Genomic DNA, 18,418 nt, shown 5'->3' on the forward strand with positions numbered 1-18,418 from the left:
TATGGCACGCGAATACAAGATCGAAGACTACCGTAACTTCGGTATCATGGCGCACATCGACGCCGGCAAGACGACGACGACCGAGCGTATCCTCTACTACACCGGCAAGTCCCACAAGATCGGCGAAGTCCACGACGGCGCCGCCACGATGGACTGGATGGAGCAGGAGCAGGAGCGCGGCATCACGATCACGTCTGCCGCCACCACGACCTTCTGGAAGGGTCGTGACGGCAAGATGCGCCGCTTCAACATCATCGACACCCCCGGCCACGTCGACTTCACCATCGAAGTCGAGCGTTCGCTGCGCGTTCTCGACGGCGCGATCGCGCTGCTCGACGCCAACGCCGGCGTCGAGCCGCAGACGGAAACCGTCTGGCGCCAGGCCGAGAAGTATCATGTTCCGCGCATGATCTTCTGCAACAAGATGGACAAGACCGGTGCGGACTTCTACCGCTCGGTCGAGATGATCAAGACCCGACTCGGCGCCACCGCCGTCGTCATGCAGCTGCCGATCGGCGCTGAAAGCGACTTCAAGGGCGTCGTCGACCTGATCGAGATGAACGCCCTCGTCTGGCGTGACGAATCGCTCGGTGCCCAGTGGGACGTCGTCGAGATTCCGGAAGACATGAAGGCCAAGGCGGAAGAATACCGCGAAAAGCTGATCGAGACGGTCGTCGAGATCGACGAGGCCGCGATGGAAGCCTATCTCGAAGGCAACTATCCGGACAACGACAAGATCCGCGAACTCGTTCGCCGCGGCACCATCGACGTGAAGTTCCACCCGATGTTCTGCGGTACCGCCTTCAAGAACAAGGGCGTTCAGCCGCTGCTCGACGCCGTCGTCGACTACCTGCCGTCGCCCGTCGACATCCCGGCGATCAAGGGCATCGACGTCAAGACGGAAGCTGAGATCGAGCGTCATGCCGACGACAGCGAGCCGCTGTCCATGCTGGCCTTCAAGATCATGAACGACCCCTTCGTCGGTTCGCTGACCTTCGCCCGCATCTACTCCGGCAAGCTCGAGAAGGGCACGTCGGTCATGAACACGGTCAAGGACAAGCGCGAGCGCGTCGGCCGCATGCTGCAGATGCACTCGAACTCGCGCGAAGACATCGAAGAAGCCTATGCAGGCGACATCGTTGCTCTCGCCGGCCTGAAGGAAACCACCACGGGTGACACGCTCTGCGATCCGCTGAAGCCGGTCATCCTCGAGCGCATGGAATTCCCCGAGCCGGTCATCCAGATCGCGATCGAGCCGAAGTCCAAGGGCGACCAGGAAAAGATGGGCCTCGCGCTCAACCGCCTGGCGGCCGAAGACCCGTCCTTCCGCGTCAAGACCGACGAGGAATCTGGCCAGACCATCATTGCCGGCATGGGCGAACTTCACCTCGACATCATCGTCGACCGCATGCGTCGCGAGTTCAAGGTCGAAGCCAACGTCGGTGCTCCGCAGGTGGCCTACCGCGAGACGATCACCAAGCTTTGCGAAGAAGACTACACGCACAAGAAGCAGACCGGTGGTACCGGCCAGTTCGCGCGCGTCAAGATCGTCTTCGAACCGAACCCGGAAGGCGAGGACTTCAAGTTCGAGTCCAAGATCGTTGGTGGTGCTGTTCCGAAGGAATACATCCCCGGCGTCCAGAAGGGCATCGAGAGCGTCCTGTCCTCCGGTCCGCTGGCCGGCTTCCCGATGCTGGGCGTCAAGGCGACGCTCATCGACGGTGCGTTCCACGACGTCGACTCGTCGGTCCTCGCCTTCGAAATCGCATCGCGTGCCTGCTTCCGTGAAGCGGCCAAGAAGGCTGGTGCCCAGCTTCTCGAGCCGATGATGAAGGTCGAGGTCGTAACGCCGGAAGACTACGTCGGCGACGTGATCGGCGACCTGAACTCCCGCCGTGGCCAGATCCAGGGCCAGGAATCGCGCGGCGTTGCCGTCGTCATCTCGGCCAACGTGCCGCTGGCGAACATGTTCAAGTACGTCGACAACCTGCGCTCCATGTCGCAGGGCCGCGCGCAGTACTCGATGGTGTTCGACCACTACGCTCCGGTTCCGTCGAACGTGGCGCAGGAAATCCAGGCAAAGTATTCCGGTCAGAAGTGACCGGAGTACCTGATCCCGAACGATTTGAGCTATTCCCCGCCTAGGGGACAGAAAATGGAGAGCCGGAAATGGCAAAAGGTAAGTTTGAGCGCACCAAGCCTCACGTAAACATCGGCACGATCGGCCACGTTGACCATGGCAAGACGTCGCTGACGGCAGCGATCACGAAGTACTTCGGCGAGTTCAAGGCGTATGACCAGATCGACGCCGCTCCGGAAGAGAAGGCGCGCGGCATCACCATTTCGACGGCGCACGTCGAATACGAGACGCCGAACCGTCACTACGCCCACGTCGACTGCCCCGGCCACGCCGACTACGTCAAGAACATGATCACCGGCGCTGCCCAGATGGACGGCGCGATCCTGGTCTGCTCGGCTGCCGACGGCCCGATGCCGCAGACCCGCGAGCACATCCTGCTGGCCCGCCAGGTCGGCGTTCCGGCGATCGTCGTGTTCCTGAACAAGGTCGACCAGGTCGACGACGCCGAGCTGCTCGAGCTCGTCGAACTGGAAGTGCGCGAACTGCTGTCGTCCTACGACTTCCCGGGCGACGACATTCCGATCGTCAAGGGCTCGGCTCTGGCCGCCCTCGAAGACAGCGACAAGAAGATCGGCGAAGACGCGATCCGCGAGCTGATGGCTGCGGTCGACTCTTACATCCCGACGCCGGAGCGTCCGATCGACCAGCCGTTCCTGATGCCGATCGAAGACGTGTTCTCGATCTCGGGCCGCGGCACCGTGGTCACGGGTCGCGTCGAGCGCGGTATCGTCAAGGTCGGTGAGGAAATCGAGATCGTCGGCATCCGTCCGACGACGAAGACGACCTGCACGGGCGTCGAGATGTTCCGCAAGCTGCTCGACCAGGGCCAGGCCGGCGACAACATCGGCGCGCTGCTGCGCGGCGTCGACCGCAACGGCGTCGAGCGTGGCCAGATCCTGTGCAAGCCGGGTTCGGTCAAGCCGCACAAGAAGTTCAAGGCCGAAGCCTACATCCTGACGAAGGAAGAAGGCGGCCGTCACACGCCGTTCTTCACCAACTACCGTCCGCAGTTCTACTTCCGCACCACGGACGTGACGGGCATCGTCACGCTGCCGGAAGGCACGGAAATGGTGATGCCGGGCGACAACGTCACGGTTGACGTCGAGCTGATCGTTCCGATCGCGATGGAAGAAAAGCTGCGCTTCGCGATCCGCGAAGGCGGCCGCACCGTCGGCGCCGGTATCGTCGCCTCGATCGTCGAGTAATCTCGACGAACGACGAGGCCGAAAGCTGCCGACGGCCTGAAAGTGGGGCAGATGGCGCGCCAGCGCGATCTGCCCGCGGCGCCGGCATCGTCGCCTCGATCGTCGAGTAATCTCGACATCTCCGGCGCCGGAAGACCGGCGCTAGACCAGGCGGAATTCCCGGGCCGCAGTGCTATGCGGCCCGGGCATGGCCGCCACGATAGATTTAGTCGGTCGCACCGCTTGCCGACGAGATGAAAATAGTGCAAATGGCGCGCACGCGTGATTTGCACCTGCTTCGTCATGGTGCGATCGCCAGAAGACAAGGCCGGCCACGGCCGCTCAAATAGGAAGGGGCAGGGGAAACCTTGTCCCTCCGATCTTTGATAAGTTAGCGGACTGGCCGGCATTAATCGAAGTTCAATGCGTGTTCCCTATAGGGAGCCGCGGCAAACAAGAACAAGGACAAGTCGTATGAACGGCCAGAACATCCGCATTCGCCTCAAGGCGTTTGATCACCGGATCCTCGATGCCTCGACGCGCGAAATCGTCTCGACGGCCAAGCGCACCGGTGCCAGCGTCCGCGGCCCGGTGCCGCTTCCGACGCGCATCGAAAAATTCACGGTCAACCGGTCGCCTCACATCGACAAGAAGAGCCGCGAACAGTTCGAGATGCGCACCCACAAGCGTCTTCTCGACATCGTCGACCCGACCCCTCAGACGGTCGACGCCCTGATGAAGCTCGACCTCGCCGCCGGCGTCGACGTAGAGATCAAGCTCTAATCAGGCTTATGAAAGTCCGGCGCAAGCCGAATAACAAGGAAGGTACGTGGCGCGCGAGCGCCAACGGCTTCTAGGAACGGGAAACCCGAAGGTCGGATGACCTCCGTGGAATCCTTAAACAAGAGGCATGTAGGGGCTCAGCCCCCACAGGACTTCTAAGAGGAATGAACCATGCGTTCAGGTGTGATTGCACAGAAGGTGGGAATGACTCGCGTCTACAACGACGCAGGAGAGCATGTCCCTGTAACAGTTTTGCGATTGGACGGCTGCCAGGTCGTCGCCCATCGCACGGAAGACAAGAACGGCTACACCGCAGTTCAGCTCGGTGCCGGCCGCTCCAAGGTTAAGAACACGTCGAAGGCGCTCCGCGGCCAGTTCGCTGCTGCCAGCGTCGAGCCGAAGGCAAAGCTCGTCGAGTTCCGCGTTTCCGCCGACAACCTCATCGAGGTCGGTGCGGAGCTTTCCGCAAGCCACTTCATCGCCGGCCAGCTGGTCGACGTCACCGGCACCACGATCGGTAAGGGCTTTGCCGGCGCGATCAAGCGCCACAACTTCGGCGGTCTGCGCGCCACCCACGGCGTCTCCGTCTCGCACCGTTCGCATGGTTCGACCGGCTCCAACCAGGATCCGGGTCGCGTCTGGAAGGGCAAGCGCATGGCTGGTCACATGGGCCAGACGCGCGTCACCACCCAGAACCTCGAGGTCGTCTCGACCGACGAGGACCGTGGTCTGATCCTCGTCAAGGGTGCCGTCCCGGGTTCCAAGGGTTCCTGGATCGTCGTCCGCGACGCCATCAAGTCCGGCATCCCGGCTGACGCTCCGCGTCCGGCCGCTGTCCGCGCCGCAGCTAAGTAAGGGAGCCTGGTTATGGATCTCAAAGTCACGACCCTCGACGGGAAGGACGCCGGCAAGGTCTCCCTCTCCGACGCGATCTTCGGCCTCGAGCCGCGCGAGGATATCATTGCCCGCGTCGTTCGCTGGCAGCTCGCCAAGAAGCAGCAGGGCACCCACAAGGCCAAGGGCCGCGCGGAAGTCTCGCGCACCGGCGCCAAGATGTACAAGCAGAAGGGTACGGGCCGCGCTCGTCACCATTCGGCTCGCGCTCCGCAGTTCCGCGGCGGCGGCAAGGCCCACGGCCCGGTCGTCCGCAGCCACGAGCACGACCTTCCCAAGAAGGTCCGCGCGCTCGGCCTGCGTCACGCCCTTTCGGCCAAGCTGAAGGCAGAGAACGTCATCATCGTCGATGACCTCGTCGCCAAGGAAGCCAAGACCAAGGCTCTGGCCGGCTCGTTCGCCAGCCTCGGCCTGACCAACGCCCTCATCATCGGCGGCGCCGAGCTCGACAACAACTTCAAGCTCGCAGCCCAGAACATCCCGAACGTGGACGTTCTGCCGATCCAGGGCATCAACGTTTACGACATCCTGCGCCGCGGCAAGCTCGTGCTTTCCAAGGCTGCAGTCGAAGCCCTCGAGGAGCGGTTCAAATGACGGATCTTCGCCACTACGATGTGATCGTATCGCCTTCGATCACCGAAAAGTCGACGCTGGTATCCGAACAGAACCAGGTCGTATTCAACGTCGCCAAGACCGCTTCCAAGCCCGAGATCAAGGCTGCCGTCGAAGCGCTCTTCGGCGTCAAGGTCACGGCTGTGAACACGCTGGTCCGCAAGGGCAAGGTAAAGCGTTTCCGCGGCTTCTCCGGCCGGCAGGGAGATGTCAAGAAGGCGATCGTCACGCTTGCTGACGGTCAGTCCATCGACGTCTCCACCGGGCTCTAATCGGGCAGTCGGCTAAAGAGGACATAAGAAAATGGCATTGAAAAGCTTCAATCCGACGACCCCGAGCCAGCGCCAGCTGGTCATCGTCGACCGGTCGGGCCTCTACAAGGGCAAGCCGGTCAAGGCACTGACCGAAGGTCTTTCCAAGAGCGGTGGTCGTAACAACCTCGGTCGCATCACTGCCCGCTTCATCGGCGGCGGTCACAAGCGCACCTACCGCCTGGTCGACTTCAAGCGTCGCAAGTTCGACGTCGAAGGCACGGTCGAGCGTCTGGAATACGACCCGAACCGCACCGCGTTCATCGCGCTCGTCAACTATGCCGACGGCGAACAGGCCTACATCCTCGCTCCGCAGCGCCTCGCTGCTGGCGACAAGGTCATCGCCTCCGACAAGGCTGTCGACGTCAAGCCGGGCAACACGATGCCCCTGCAGTACATCCCGGTCGGCTCGATCGTTCACAACGTCGAGATGAAGCCGGGCAAGGGCGGCCAGATCGCCCGTTCGGCAGGCACCTTCGTCCAGCTCGTCGGCCGCGACCAGGGCATGGCGATCCTGCGGCTGAACTCCGGCGAACAGCGCCTCGTGCACGGCTCCTGCCTTGCTTCGATCGGCGCGGTGTCCAACCCGGACCACGGCAACATCAACGACGGCAAGGCCGGTCGTACGCGCTGGCGCGGCAAGACCCCGCACAACCGCGGTGTCGTCATGAACCCGGTCGACCACCCGCACGGTGGTGGTGAAGGCCGCACCTCCGGTGGTCGTCACCCGGTTTCGCCGTGGGGCAAGCCGACCAAGGGCAAGCGCACCCGTTCGAACAAGTCGACCGACAAGTTCATCATGCGCTCGCGCCACCTGAAGAAGAAGTAAGAGAGGTTAGTCAGAAATGGCTCGTTCAGTATGGAAAGGCCCGTTTGTTGACGGCTATCTTCTCAAGAAGGCTGAGAAGGTGCGCGAGGGCGGCCGCAACGAAGTGATCAAGATCTGGAGCCGCCGCTCCACGATTCTGCCGCAGTTCGTCGGTCTCACCTTCGGTGTCTACAACGGCAGCAAGCACGTCCCGGTCAGCGTCAACGAAGACATGGTCGGACACAAGTTCGGTGAATTCTCTCCGACCCGGACCTACTACGGTCACGGTGCGGACAAGAAGGCGAAGAGGAAGTAACGATGGGCAAGGCAAAAGCCGAACGTCGGCTGAAGGATAACGAGGCGCAAGCAGTTGCGCGCACGATCCGCGTCAGCCCCCAGAAGCTCAACCTGGTTGCCGCGATGATCCGCGGCAAGAAGGTCGACCGCGCTCTGGCCGAACTCGAGTTCTCCCGCAAGCGCATCGCCGGCACCGTCAAGAAGACGCTGGAATCGGCGATCGCGAACGCTGAAAACAACCACGATCTCGACGTCGACTCGCTCGTCGTCGCTGAGGCTTTCGTCGGAAAGTCGATCGTCATGAAGCGCTTCCACGCCCGCGGTCGCGGTCGTGCCTCGCGCGTCGAGAAGCCCTTCTCGCACCTGACGATCGTCGTCCGTGAAGTCGAAGCCAAAGGGGAGGCCGCATAATGGGTCAGAAAATCAATCCGATCGGCTTCCGCCTCGGCATCAACCGTACCTGGGATAGCCGCTGGTTCGCCGACAACGCCGAATACGGCCAGCTCCTTCACGAAGACCTGAAGATCCGCAAGTATCTGATGGACGAGCTGAAGCAGGCCGGCATCTCCAAGGTCGTCATCGAGCGCCCGCACAAGAAGTGCCGCGTCACGATCCACTCGGCTCGCCCGGGTCTGATCATCGGCAAGAAGGGTGCGGACATCGAGAAGCTTCGCAAGAAGCTTTCGGAGATGACCAATTCGGAAACGCACCTCAACATCGTCGAAGTGCGCAAGCCCGAAACCGACGCGACGCTGGTTGCCCAGTCGATCGCCCAGCAGCTCGAGCGCCGCGTGGCCTTCCGCCGTGCGATGAAGCGTGCTGTTCAGTCGGCCATGCGTCTTGGCGCCGAAGGCATCAAGATCACCTGCGCCGGCCGTCTGGGTGGCGCGGAAATCGCACGTACCGAATGGTACCGCGAAGGCCGCGTTCCGCTGCACACGCTGCGTGCGGATATCGACTATGGTACGGCAGAAGCGGAAACCGCTTTCGGCATCTGCGGCATCAAGGTCTGGATCTTCAAGGGCGAAATCCTTGAGCACGATCCGATGGCCTCCGAGCGCCGCGCGACCGAAGGTGATGCCCAGGGCGCAGGCCAGGGCGAACGCCGCCGCCGTGAAAACGCTTAATTCGCTTTAGGCGAGCAGATCGGAGAATAGAAAAATGTTGCAGCCAAAGCGTACTAAGTACCGCAAGCAGTTCAAGGGCCGCATCAAGGGCGTCGCCAAGGGCGGCTCGGACCTCGCCTTCGGCGAGTTCGGCTTGAAGGCTCAGGAACCCAACCGCGTCAATGCGCGCGAGATCGAGGCGGCCCGCCGCGCGATCACCCGCTACATGAAGCGTGCCGGCCGTGTCTGGATCCGCGTGTTCCCGGACGTTCCGGTCACCGCGAAGCCGACCGAAGTCCGCATGGGTAAGGGCAAGGGTTCGGTCGAATACTGGGCCTGCAAGGTCAAGCCCGGCCGTATGATGTTCGAGATCGACGGCGTCAGCGAAGAGATCGCTCGCGAAGCTCTTCGCCTGGGTTCGGCCAAGCTCTCGGTCAAGACGCGCTTCGTACAGCGCATTGCAGAGTAAGGATTGAGCCATGAAAGCCGCAGACGTTCGCGCACTGAGCGCCGACCAGCTTAATGACGAGCTCGCAAAGCTGAAGAAAGAGCAGTTCAACCTGCGCTTCCAGAAGGCGACCGGCCAGCTCGAGAAGTCCTCGCGCATCAACGAGGTCCGCAAGGACATCGCCCGCGTGAAAACCATTGCCCGCCAGAAGGCGGCAGAAGCCAAGGCCTAAGGAAGAATAATATGCCGAAACGCATTCTGCAGGGCGTAGTCGTTTCCGACAAGAACGAGAAGACCGTTGTTGTCCGGGTAGAGCGCCGGTTCGCGCATCCGCTGCTTCAGAAGACGGTCCGCCGTTCGAAGAAGTACAAGGCGCATGACGAGAACAACCAGTTCAAGGTTGGTGACGTGGTTTCCATCGAGGAATGCGCACCGATCTCCAAGGACAAGCGCTGGACGGTCGTTTCCGCCCAGGCTTAATTCATTCACTTTTCGCGCGAGGGGTTGCCCTTTGCGCGAAAACCTGTATGAAGCAGCGCAAGGACGCTCGGAATCGGGCGTTCTTTTGCTTTGAGCGCAGGGAAGGTCCCGGGTTTCGCCAGGCGGAGCCTCAGAGGAAACCACCTTGGCAAGACCCATCCCGCGCGAAAAACATAGATTCTCATAAGCTGGAACAGGGGGCTTCCTTGCCCAACCGGTCCGGTTACAACAAGAAGGCGACCTGACATGATTCAGATGCAGACTAACCTCGACGTCGCGGATAATTCCGGCGCACGTCGTGTCATGTGCATCAAGGTGCTGGGCGGCTCCAAGCGCAAGTACGCTTCGGTCGGCGACATCATCGTCGTCTCGATCAAGGAAGCGATTCCGCGCGGCCGCGTGAAGAAGGGCGACGTGATGAAGGCGGTGGTCGTTCGCACCGCCAAGGACATCCGCCGCGCCGACGGTAGCGTCATTCGTTTTGACAACAACGCCGCCGTCCTGATCGACAACAAGAAAGAGCCCATCGGCACCCGTATCTTCGGACCGGTTCCGCGCGAGCTGCGCGCCAAGAACCACATGAAGATCATCTCGCTGGCTCCGGAAGTACTCTAAGGAGCGATGGCAATGCAGAAGATTCGCAAGGGCGACAAGGTCGTCGTGCTCACCGGTAAGGACAAGGGCCGCACCGGCGAGGTCGTTCAGGTCATGCCGAAGGAAGATCGCGCGATCGTGCGTGGCGTCAACGTGGTCAAGCGCCACCAGCGCCAGACCCAGTCGCAGGAAGCCGGCATCATCAGCAAGGAAGCCCCGATCCACCTGTCCAACATCGCGATCGCCGACCCCAAGGACGGCAAGCCGACCCGCGTCGGCTTCAAGATCGAAGGTGACAAGAAGGTCCGTGTGGCAAAGCGTTCGGGAGTTTCGATCGATGGCTGACGCTAAGTACGAGCCGCGGCTCAAGAAGGAATACGTAGGCCGTATCCGCAAGGCGCTCCAGGAGCAGTTCTCCTACGCCAACGAAATGCAGATCCCGCGCCTGGAAAAGATCGTCATCAACATGGGTGTTGGCGAAGCGACCGGCGACTCCAAGAAGCCGACCGTAGCGGCTGCCGACCTCGCAGCGATCGCCGGCCAGAAGCCGGTCATCACCCGTGCACGCAACTCCATCGCGGGCTTCAAGGTCCGTGAAGGCATGCCGATCGGCGCCAAGGTCACCCTTCGCGGCGTCCGCATGTACGAGTTTCTGGATCGCCTCGTGAACATCGCGCTGCCTCGCGTGCGCGACTTCCGTGGTCTGAACCCGAAGTCCTTCGATGGCCGTGGCAACTTCGCCATGGGTATCAAGGAGCACATTGTGTTCCCTGAAATCAACTACGACAAGGTTGATCAGATGTGGGGCATGGACATCATCGTTTGCACGACGGCCACTAACGACGACGAAGCTCGGGCTCTGCTGAAAGAGTTCAACTTCCCGTTCCGTCAGTAATCCGTAACGACAAGCGTAAAGAAGGATAACTGTAATGGCGAAAACGAGCGCAGTTGAAAAGAACAAGCGCCGCCGCAAACTGGTTGCCAGTCAGGCCACTAAGCGTGCAGCCCTGAAGGCGATCATTCAGAACCAGTCTTTGCCGATCGAAGACCGGTTCAAGGCCACCCTGAAGCTTGCCGCCCTGCCGCGCAACGGCTCCAAGACCCGCATCCGCAATCGCTGCGAAGTGACGGGCCGTCCGCGCGCATTCTATCGCAAACTCAAGATGTCGCGTATCGCGCTTCGCGAACTGGGCAACCTCGGCAAGGTGCCGGGTATTGTCAAGTCGAGCTGGTAAGGAGACGGGTACATGGCAATGACTGATCCGCTGGGCGATATGCTCACCCGTATCCGCAACGGCGCCGCACGCCGCAAGTCGAGCGTTTCCACGCCGGCTTCGAAGCTGCGCGCCCGTGTTCTCGACGTCCTGCAGGCCGAGGGCTACATCCGCGGCTATTCCGAGGTCGAATTCGAGAACGGCAAGGCTGAGCTGAGCATCGAGCTCAAGTACTACGAAGGCGCGTCCGTGATCCGCAAGATCGACCGCGTCTCCAAGCCGGGCCGCCGGGTTTATGTCTCGGTTAAGTCCATTCCGCAGGTCGCGAACGGTCTCGGCATCACCATCCTTTCGACCCCGAAGGGCGTGATGGCCGATCACCAGGCACGCGAACAGAACGTTGGTGGCGAGGTTCTTTGCTCCGTCTTCTAAGGCGGGCAGGGGATCTCCATAACGAACAGACAGGTAAAAAAAATGTCTCGTATCGGTAAGAAGCCCGTTCCGGTTCCCGCTGGTGTGACGGCCTCGGTCGAAGGCCAGAAGATCACCGCGAAGGGCCCGAAGGGCGAACTTTTCTTCGTCGCCAATGACGAAGTCTCCGTAAAGCTGGAAGACAACGCGATTGTCGTGCAGCCGATCAACCAGTCCAAGGATGCTCGGTCCAAGTGGGGCATGTCCCGCACCATGGTCGAGAACATCTTCAAGGGCGTCAAGGACGGCTACGAGCGCAAGCTCGAGATCAACGGCGTCGGCTACCGTGCCTCGCTGCAGGGCAAGAACCTGCAGCTGGCGCTCGGCTTCAGCCACGACGTGGTCTATGAGCCGCCGGTCGGCATCACGATCGCTGTTCCGAAGCCGACCGAAATCATCGTGACCGGCATCAACAAGCAGCAGGTCGGCCAGGTTGCCGCGGAAATCCGCGAATACCGTGGCCCCGAGCCCTACAAGGGCAAGGGCGTCAAGTATGCCGAAGAGCGGATTGTCCGCAAAGAAGGCAAGAAGAAGTAAGGATCACGCGAAATGGCTAGCAGGAAAGAAGCACTTGCACGTCGTGCCAACCGCGTGCGCCGTCAAATCAAGGCGGTCGCCAACGGCCGTCCGCGCCTGTCGGTTCATCGCTCGTCGAAGAACATCTACGTACAGGTTATCGATGACGTGGCCGGCAAGACGCTTGCGTCCGCCTCCACGCTCGACACCGATCTGCGCTCGTCGCTGAAGACGGGCGCCGACACGGCAGCGGCCGCTGCCGTGGGCAAGCTCATCGCAGAGCGCGCCACCAAGGCCGGCGTCAAGGAAGTGGTCTTCGACCGCGGCGCCTTCATCTACCACGGCCGCATCAAGGCTCTCGCCGAGGCTGCCCGTGAAGGTGGTCTGAGCTTCTGATCGAACCTGGCGGGCGTCAAAGCCCGCCGGACCTCGTTCAGTGGGTACCGGTCGTCTGCCCGAAAAGGGGAGGCGACCATTGTCAATCTGCCGATTGCACCCGGAAAAGAAAAAGGAAAAGGACAATGGCACAGGAAAGAAGGGGCCGCGAGGATCGCCAGCCCCGTGAAGAGCGCGACAGCGAGTTCGTCGACAAGCTCGTAGCAATCAACCGCGTCGCCAAGGTGGTGAAGGGCGGCCGTCGTTTCGGCTTTGCAGCCCTCGTCGTCGTCGGCGACCAGAAGGGCCGCGTCGGCTTCGGCCACGGCAAGGCCCGCGAAGTTCCGGAAGCCATCCGCAAGGCGACCGAAGCTGCCAAGCGCGAACTGATCTTCGTTCCGCTGCGTTCGGGCCGCACGCTGCACCACGACGTGCAGGGCCGCCACGGCGCCGGCAAGGTTCTCCTGCGTTCGGCCAAGGCCGGTACCGGTATCATCGCCGGCGGTCCGATGCGCGCCGTCTTCGAGACGCTCGGCATCCATGACGTCGTCGCCAAGTCGACCGGTTCGTCGAACCCCTACAACATGATCCGTGCGACCTTCGACGCGCTGAAGAGCCAGATGCACCCGAAGGACATCGCGGCGCAGCGCGGCATGAAGTACGCAACGCTGCAGGCCCGCCGTGCTTCCGCCGGCGTTGCTTCCGAAGAATAAGGGAGCTTGAGCAATGGCTAAGAAGGAAGTTGCAAAGAAGACGGTCACCGTCGAGCAGATCGGCTCGCCGATCCGTCGCCCGGCCATTCAGCGCCAGACGCTGATCGGCCTCGGTCTCAACAAGATGCACCGGGTCAGGACGCTGGAAGACACCCCTTCCGTTCGCGGCATGATCCGTGCCGTCCAGCACCTCGTTCGCGTCGTCGACGAGAAGTGAGGGGGATAAGATCATGAAACTGAACGAAATCAAGGACAACGAAGGCTCGACCCACAGCCGCAAGCGCGTCGGTCGTGGCATCGGCTCGGGCTCCGGCAAGACCGGCGGCCGCGGCGTCAAGGGTCAGAAGGCCCGTTCGGGCGTTTCGATCAACGGCTTCGAGGGCGGCCAGATGCCGATCTATCGTCGCCTGCCGAAGCGCGGCTTCAACAACATCTTCGCCTCGGAGTTCGTCACGGTATCGCTGGCGCGTCTGCAGACGGCGATCGATGCCAAGAAGCTCGACCCGAAGGCGACCGTCGATGCTGCCGCCCTCAAGGCTGCCGGCGTCATCCGCCGCGCCAAGGACGGCGTTCGCATCCTCTCCGACGGCGAGCTGAAGGCGAAGCTGTCGATCGAGGTCGCCGGCGCTTCCAAGGCCGCGATCGAGAAGATCGAAAAGGCCGGCGGCAACATCAAGCTGCTCTCGGCTGCTGCCGAGTAATCGACTGCGATTTGATACGCCCGGGGTGCTTCACTCCGGGCGTTCGCGTTCCCATATGAGGGGCTTCGCGCCAACACCGGCCCGGTTTCCGGCAGGGCGAGCGACGGAACGTCGCTGCGGACGCGAAAAGACCAACTGCCCAATTCCTGAAATCGAGCGGGATCTCAGGAATTTGGCAGGAGCGGGCGAATGGACTTCGCCTGTTTCTTCGGGAGTATCGGCCAGGGGAGAGGTCGGGATTGCTTGACAATCCGCGCTCCGCCCGGTTTACCCTCCGTGCCGCCTGCTTCGCATCCTCGCGAAGGCGGGCGAAAGAAATTCGAGCGTGCCGCATCGGGCCGGGAATTCCTTCCGGACAGCGCGCGCTGCAACGGTTCAGCCGTTGCCCGGGTCGGTCTCGCAAGGCTTCTCCGGGCATGGTTACGCGGAGAAACGCATGGCATCGGCAGCGGAACAACTCGCCTCCAATCTCAATTTTTCGACCTTTGCCAAGGCAGAGGACCTCAAGAAGCGGCTCTGGTTCACGCTGGGCGCGCTGCTGGTCTATCGCCTCGGCACCTACATTCCGCTGCCCGGCCTGAACGCCGACGCCTTCGCCCGCGCTTTCCAGGGGCAGAGCGGTGGCATCCTCGGTCTGTTCAACATGTTCTCCGGCGGTGCCGTCGAGCGCATGGCGATCTTCGCGCTCGGCATCATGCCCTATATCTCCGCCTCGATCATCGTCCAGCTGATGACCTCGGTCGTCCCTTCGCTGGAACAGCTGAAGAAGGAAGGCGAGCAGGGCCGCAAGATCATCAACCAGTACACCCGCTACGGCACCGTGCTGCTCGGCACGCTGCAGGCCTATGGCATCGCCGTCGGCCTCGAGGGCGGGGAGGGGCTGGTCGTCGATCCGGGCTGGTTCTTCCGCATCTCCACCGTCATCTCGCTGCTCGGCGGCACGATGTTCCTGATGTGGCTCGGCGAGCAGATCACCTCGCGCGGCATCGGCAACGGCATCTCGCTGATCATCTTCGCCGGCATCGTCGCCCATCTGCCGACTGCCATGGCCGGCACGCTGGAACTCGGCCGCACCGGCGCGCTGTCCTTCGGCGTGATCGCCGCCGTCGTCGTCATGGCGGTCGCCGTCATCGCCCTGATCGTCTTCGTGGAGCGCGCGCAGCGCCGCCTGCTGATCCAGTATCCGAAGCGACAGGTGGGCAACCGCATGTTCCAGGGCGACACGTCGCACCTGCCGCTGAAGCTCAACACCGCGGGCGTCATCCCGGCGATCTTCGCCTCCTCGCTGCTGCTGCTGCCGGCGACGCTGGCGGGCTTCAGCAACACGACCGAGTTGCCGGGCTGGGCCACGACGATCATCGCAGCGCTTGGCCACGGCCAGCCGCTCTACATGGTGATGTACGCCGCGATGATCGCCTTCTTCGCCTTCTTCTACACGGCCATCGTCTTCAATCCGAAGGACACGGCCGACAACCTGAAGAAGCACGGCGGCTTCATCCCGGGCATCCGTCCGGGCGAGCGGACCGCGGAATATATCGACTACGTGCTGACCCGCATCACGGTGCTCGGCGCCATCTACCTGGTCTTCGTTTGCATCCTTCCGGAAATCCTGATCGCGCAGACGGGCGTGCCGTTCTACCTTGGTGGTACGTCGCTTTTGATTGTTGTCAGCGTCACCCTTGATACTGTAGCACAGATTCAGGGTCACCTGATTGCCCAGCAATACGAAGGGCTGATCAAGAAGTCGAAGTTGCGTGGAGGAAAGAGGGGACGATGAGACTGATATTTTTGGGGCCGCCGGGTGCCGGCAAGGGCACGCAGGCGAAGCTCCTGACGGAGAAGCACGGCATTCCCCAGCTTTCTACCGGTGACATGCTGCGCGCGGCCGTGGCCGCCCAGACCGAGGTCGGAAAGCGGGCGAAGGCGGTGATGGATGCCGGTCAGCTCGTCTCCGATGCGATCGTCAACGAAATCGTCTCCGACCGGATCGATTCGGCCGACTGTTCGAAGGGCTTCATTCTCGACGGTTATCCGCGCACCGTACCGCAGGCAGAAGCGCTCGACCGGATTCTGGCCGGCAAGGGGCTCAGCCTCGATGCCGTCATCGAGCTGAAGGTGGACGAGAAGGCGCTGCTCAAGCGGATGGAGAGCCGGGTGGCGGAAACCATCGCCGCCGGCGGCACCGTCCGCCCGGACGACAAGCCGGAGGTCCTGGAGCGGCGGCTGGCGGAGTACCGCGAGAAGACCGCACCGTTGTCGGAATACTACGCCTCCACCGGCAAGCTGAAGACGGTGGACGGCATGGCGGACGTCAAGGCGGTGACCGCAGAGATCGGCCGGATCCTGGCGTAAGCCGTCGATCAGGCAAATGGAGCTGGCCGGGGTTGACTTTTCCGGCCGATTCCTCGTAAGAGAGCGCCAACTCGCGACAAGGCAGCGATCGGCGCGGATTTCTCGAAAGAATGAGATCCGGGTCCGGTCGCGTTTGACATGTCCCGAAGCTCGAAATTGAACGCGCGGCCCTTGGGGTCGCGGGACGAAGAAAACCCACTTGCCGGATGGCAACTGGAAGCAAGGAGAACAGGCGTGGCTCGTATCGCTGGCGTCAACATCCCGACTGCAAAGCGCGTCGTCATCGCGCTGACCTACATCCACGGGATCGGTCCGAAGTTTGCACAGGAAATCATCGAGAAGGTCGGCATCCCGTCCGACCGTCGCGTCCATCAGTTGACGGACGCCGAAGTTCTGGCGATCCGCGAAACGATCGACCGCGACTACCAGGTCGAGGGCGACCTGCGTCGCGAGACCTCGATGAACATCAAGCGCCTGATGGACCTCGGCTGCTACCGCGGCCTGCGTCATCGTCGCGGCCTGCCGGTCCGCGGCCAGCGCACGCACACCAACGCCCGCACCCGCAAGGGTCCGGCGAAGGCCATCGCAGGCAAGAAGAAGTAATTTCCCGAAATGGGGAATGGGGAGGCTGGCGTTTGCGCCGGCCTCTTTTGAGTTTCGAACGGGGCCTCGGCCGCATCTGCGGCGACCGCATTTCAAGGTTGTCCCGGTCGGTGGAGCTGCTGGCACTACGGCAGTGACGATATCGCCGCACGCTAGCCCATCAAGGCGACGTGCACATGACAATGCAGGGCAGGGGCGCAAGCGCTCCCACCCGGTGGAGCCGCTGGAACTACGGCGGTGTCGAGATCAACGAAAGGAATACCCATGGCCAAGGAAGCCGCACGCGTCCGCCGTCGCGAACGCAAGAACATCACCTCCGGTGTTGCTCACGTCAATTCGTCGTTCAACAACACGATGATCACCATCACCGACGCGCAGGGCAACGCCATTGCCTGGTCGTCCGCCGGTGCCAAGGGCTTCAAGGGTTCGCGCAAGTCGACCCCGTTTGCCGCACAGATCGCCGCTGAAGACTGCGCCAAGAAGGCCCAGGAACACGGCATGAAGTCGCTGGAAGTCGAAGTCTGCGGTCCGGGTTCGGGTCGTGAATCGGCGCTGCGCGCCCTGCAGGCTGCCGGCTTCATGATCACGTCGATCCGCGACGTCACGCCGATCCCGCACAATGGCTGCCGTCCGCGCAAGAAGCGCCGCGTCTGATCATTCGCATTCGTGATGCCGGAAGGCGCGATCGTCGCGCCGCCGGTTCTTCAAAATTCGGCCGCCACGATTGGATGGTGGTGGCGAACGGAAGGCAAAAGATATGATCCAGAAAAACTGGCAGGAACTGATCAAGCCGAACAAGGTGGAATTCTCCTCGTCGGGCCGCACCAAGGCCTCGCTCGTGGCAGAACCGCTTGAGCGCGGCTTCGGTCTGACGCTTGGCAACGCGCTCCGCCGCGTTCTGCTGTCGTCGCTGCGCGGTGCTGCCGTCACCGCCGTACAGATCGACGGCGTGCTGCACGAGTTCTCGTCGATCCCGGGCGTTCGGGAAGACGTGACCGACATCGTGCTCAACATCAAGGAAATCGCCATCAAGATGGATGGCGACGATTCCAAGCGCATGGTCGTGCGCAAGCAGGGCCCGGGCGTCGTGACCGCCGGTGACATCCAGACGGTTGGCGACATCGAGATCCTCAACCCGAACCACGTGATCTGCACGCTCGACGAGGGCGCGGAGATCCGCATGGAGTTCACCGTCAACAACGGCAAGGGCTACGTTCCGGCCGAGCGCAATCGCGCAGAAGACGCGCCGATCGGCCTCATCCCGGTCGACAGCCTCTACTCGCCGGTCAAGAAGGTGTCCTACAAGGTTGAAAACACCCGCGAAGGCCAGGTTCTCGACTACGACAAGCTGACGATGTCCATCGAGACCGATGGCTCCGTCACCGGCGAGGACGCGATCGCGTTCGCTGCCCGCATCCTCCAGGACCAGCTGGCCGTGTTCGTCAACTTCGACGAGCCGCAGAAGGAAGCCGAAGAGGAATCGGTCACCGAGCTGGCGTTCAACCCGGCGCTGCTGAAGAAGGTCGACGAGCTGGAGCTTTCGGTCCGCTCGGCGAACTGCCTGAAAAACGACAACATCGTCTATATCGGCGACCTGATCCAGAAGACGGAAGCCGAAATGCTTCGGACCCCGAACTTCGGTCGCAAGTCGCTGAACGAGATCAAGGAAGTTCTCGCTTCCATGGGCCTGCACCTCGGCATGGAAGTGCCAGCATGGCCGCCCGAGAACATCGAGGATCTCGCCAAGCGCTACGAAGACCAGTACTAAGCGGCACGAGAAGCATGCGGGCGGTTCGCCGCTCGCATGTCGCGCCGA

Annotated in this window: 28 protein-coding genes; all 28 read left to right on the plus strand. The window is 62.2% G+C overall.

What is annotated here, in order from left to right; all coding sequences use genetic code 11:
- Position 1 precedes the first annotated feature (1 nt).
- The 28 genes from fusA (at position 2) to P0086_RS20710 (ending at position 18,370) form a co-directional block, all read left to right on the plus strand.
- A complete protein-coding gene (gene fusA, locus P0086_RS20575) occupies positions 2-2,101 on the plus strand; it encodes an elongation factor G (protein ID WP_112600457.1) in 2,100 nt (699 codons plus the stop codon).
- A 68-nt stretch (positions 2,102-2,169) separates the two neighbouring features.
- Positions 2,170-3,345: an elongation factor Tu gene (tuf, locus tag P0086_RS20580; protein ID WP_112600303.1), complete on the plus strand. Its 1,176-nt coding sequence runs from the start codon at positions 2,170-2,172 to the stop codon at positions 3,343-3,345.
- 453 nt (positions 3,346-3,798) lie between these two features.
- A complete protein-coding gene (gene rpsJ / locus P0086_RS20585; RefSeq protein WP_003547547.1) occupies positions 3,799-4,107 on the plus strand; it encodes a 30S ribosomal protein S10 in 309 nt (102 codons plus the stop codon).
- A gap of 171 nt (positions 4,108-4,278) precedes the next feature.
- Positions 4,279-4,962 (plus strand): 50S ribosomal protein L3, encoded by a 684-nt coding sequence (gene rplC, locus P0086_RS20590; protein ID WP_112599136.1) that lies wholly within the window; start codon positions 4,279-4,281, stop codon positions 4,960-4,962.
- A gap of 12 nt (positions 4,963-4,974) precedes the next feature.
- Positions 4,975-5,595, plus strand: a complete 621-nt coding sequence (gene rplD / locus P0086_RS20595; RefSeq protein ID WP_112599134.1) for a 50S ribosomal protein L4 — start codon at positions 4,975-4,977, stop codon at positions 5,593-5,595.
- Complete coding sequence (locus P0086_RS20600; protein WP_112599133.1) at positions 5,592-5,885, plus strand: 50S ribosomal protein L23; 294 nt, start codon at positions 5,592-5,594, stop codon at positions 5,883-5,885. Before rplD ends, P0086_RS20600 begins: the two co-directional genes overlap by 4 nt.
- A 31-nt stretch (positions 5,886-5,916) precedes the next feature.
- Positions 5,917-6,753: a 50S ribosomal protein L2 gene (gene rplB / locus P0086_RS20605; RefSeq protein WP_112599131.1), complete on the plus strand. Its 837-nt coding sequence runs from the start codon at positions 5,917-5,919 to the stop codon at positions 6,751-6,753.
- A 16-nt stretch (positions 6,754-6,769) separates the two neighbouring features.
- Positions 6,770-7,048, plus strand: coding sequence for a 30S ribosomal protein S19 (rpsS, locus tag P0086_RS20610; RefSeq protein WP_075627127.1), 279 nt, complete (start codon positions 6,770-6,772; stop codon positions 7,046-7,048).
- A gap of 2 nt (positions 7,049-7,050) precedes the next feature.
- Positions 7,051-7,440 (plus strand): 50S ribosomal protein L22, encoded by a 390-nt coding sequence (gene rplV / locus P0086_RS20615; protein WP_112599130.1) that lies wholly within the window; start codon positions 7,051-7,053, stop codon positions 7,438-7,440.
- On the plus strand, positions 7,440-8,156 hold the full coding sequence (gene rpsC, locus P0086_RS20620) for a 30S ribosomal protein S3 (RefSeq protein WP_112599128.1): 717 nt from the start codon (positions 7,440-7,442) through the stop codon (positions 8,154-8,156). The genes rplV and rpsC overlap by 1 nt, the downstream gene beginning before the upstream one ends.
- 34 nt (positions 8,157-8,190) lie before the next feature.
- Complete coding sequence (gene rplP, locus P0086_RS20625) at positions 8,191-8,604, plus strand: 50S ribosomal protein L16 (RefSeq protein WP_003573792.1); 414 nt, start codon at positions 8,191-8,193, stop codon at positions 8,602-8,604.
- A gap of 10 nt (positions 8,605-8,614) precedes the next feature.
- Entirely contained in the window at positions 8,615-8,815 is a 201-nt protein-coding gene (rpmC, locus tag P0086_RS20630; protein WP_112599126.1) for a 50S ribosomal protein L29, read from the plus strand.
- A gap of 11 nt (positions 8,816-8,826) precedes the next feature.
- Positions 8,827-9,063: a 30S ribosomal protein S17 gene (gene rpsQ, locus P0086_RS20635; RefSeq protein WP_112599125.1), complete on the plus strand. Its 237-nt coding sequence runs from the start codon at positions 8,827-8,829 to the stop codon at positions 9,061-9,063.
- A gap of 246 nt (positions 9,064-9,309) precedes the next feature.
- Entirely contained in the window at positions 9,310-9,678 is a 369-nt protein-coding gene (gene rplN / locus P0086_RS20640) for a 50S ribosomal protein L14 (protein ID WP_003495199.1), read from the plus strand.
- Positions 9,679-9,690: 12 nt separating this feature from the next.
- Positions 9,691-10,002 carry a 50S ribosomal protein L24 gene (rplX, locus tag P0086_RS20645; protein ID WP_112599123.1) on the plus strand — a complete coding sequence of 104 codons (312 nt, stop codon included), beginning with the start codon at positions 9,691-9,693 and terminating at the stop codon, positions 10,000-10,002.
- Positions 9,995-10,552, plus strand: coding sequence for a 50S ribosomal protein L5 (rplE, locus tag P0086_RS20650; RefSeq protein WP_112599121.1), 558 nt, complete (start codon positions 9,995-9,997; stop codon positions 10,550-10,552). The genes rplX and rplE overlap by 8 nt, the downstream gene beginning before the upstream one ends.
- Before the next feature lie 34 nt (positions 10,553-10,586).
- Positions 10,587-10,892 carry a 30S ribosomal protein S14 gene (gene rpsN / locus P0086_RS20655; protein WP_112599119.1) on the plus strand — a complete coding sequence of 102 codons (306 nt, stop codon included), beginning with the start codon at positions 10,587-10,589 and terminating at the stop codon, positions 10,890-10,892.
- 12 nt (positions 10,893-10,904) lie between these two features.
- Positions 10,905-11,303, plus strand: coding sequence for a 30S ribosomal protein S8 (gene rpsH, locus P0086_RS20660; protein WP_112599117.1), 399 nt, complete (start codon positions 10,905-10,907; stop codon positions 11,301-11,303).
- Between the two features lie 42 nt (positions 11,304-11,345).
- Positions 11,346-11,879, plus strand: a complete 534-nt coding sequence (gene rplF / locus P0086_RS20665; RefSeq protein ID WP_112599115.1) for a 50S ribosomal protein L6 — start codon at positions 11,346-11,348, stop codon at positions 11,877-11,879.
- 12 nt (positions 11,880-11,891) lie between these two features.
- Entirely contained in the window at positions 11,892-12,254 is a 363-nt protein-coding gene (gene rplR / locus P0086_RS20670; protein ID WP_112599114.1) for a 50S ribosomal protein L18, read from the plus strand.
- A 125-nt stretch (positions 12,255-12,379) separates the two neighbouring features.
- The gene (gene rpsE / locus P0086_RS20675; RefSeq protein ID WP_112599112.1) at positions 12,380-12,946 is read left to right on the plus strand and encodes a 30S ribosomal protein S5; all 567 of its coding nucleotides are present in this window, start codon (positions 12,380-12,382) and stop codon (positions 12,944-12,946) included.
- A gap of 13 nt (positions 12,947-12,959) precedes the next feature.
- Positions 12,960-13,163, plus strand: a complete 204-nt coding sequence (gene rpmD, locus P0086_RS20680) for a 50S ribosomal protein L30 (RefSeq protein WP_112599111.1) — start codon at positions 12,960-12,962, stop codon at positions 13,161-13,163.
- 13 nt (positions 13,164-13,176) lie between these two features.
- On the plus strand, positions 13,177-13,647 hold the full coding sequence (rplO, locus tag P0086_RS20685; protein WP_112599109.1) for a 50S ribosomal protein L15: 471 nt from the start codon (positions 13,177-13,179) through the stop codon (positions 13,645-13,647).
- Between the two features lie 436 nt (positions 13,648-14,083).
- Positions 14,084-15,424: a preprotein translocase subunit SecY gene (gene secY / locus P0086_RS20690; RefSeq protein WP_112599107.1), complete on the plus strand. Its 1,341-nt coding sequence runs from the start codon at positions 14,084-14,086 to the stop codon at positions 15,422-15,424.
- Positions 15,421-15,999, plus strand: a complete 579-nt coding sequence (locus tag P0086_RS20695) for an adenylate kinase (RefSeq protein ID WP_148178409.1) — start codon at positions 15,421-15,423, stop codon at positions 15,997-15,999. The genes secY and P0086_RS20695 overlap by 4 nt, the downstream gene beginning before the upstream one ends.
- Positions 16,000-16,233: 234 nt before the next feature.
- Complete coding sequence (gene rpsM / locus P0086_RS20700; protein ID WP_112599103.1) at positions 16,234-16,602, plus strand: 30S ribosomal protein S13; 369 nt, start codon at positions 16,234-16,236, stop codon at positions 16,600-16,602.
- Positions 16,603-16,866: 264 nt separating this feature from the next.
- Positions 16,867-17,256, plus strand: coding sequence for a 30S ribosomal protein S11 (gene rpsK / locus P0086_RS20705; protein WP_023513823.1), 390 nt, complete (start codon positions 16,867-16,869; stop codon positions 17,254-17,256).
- A 103-nt stretch (positions 17,257-17,359) separates the two neighbouring features.
- Positions 17,360-18,370 carry a DNA-directed RNA polymerase subunit alpha gene (locus P0086_RS20710; RefSeq protein WP_112599102.1) on the plus strand — a complete coding sequence of 337 codons (1,011 nt, stop codon included), beginning with the start codon at positions 17,360-17,362 and terminating at the stop codon, positions 18,368-18,370.
- Positions 18,371-18,418 lie beyond the last annotated feature (48 nt).

Origin of the sequence: Mycoplana sp. MJR14 (assembly GCF_029210525.1) — a bacterium.
GTDB lineage: Bacteria > Pseudomonadota > Alphaproteobacteria > Rhizobiales > Rhizobiaceae > Mycoplana.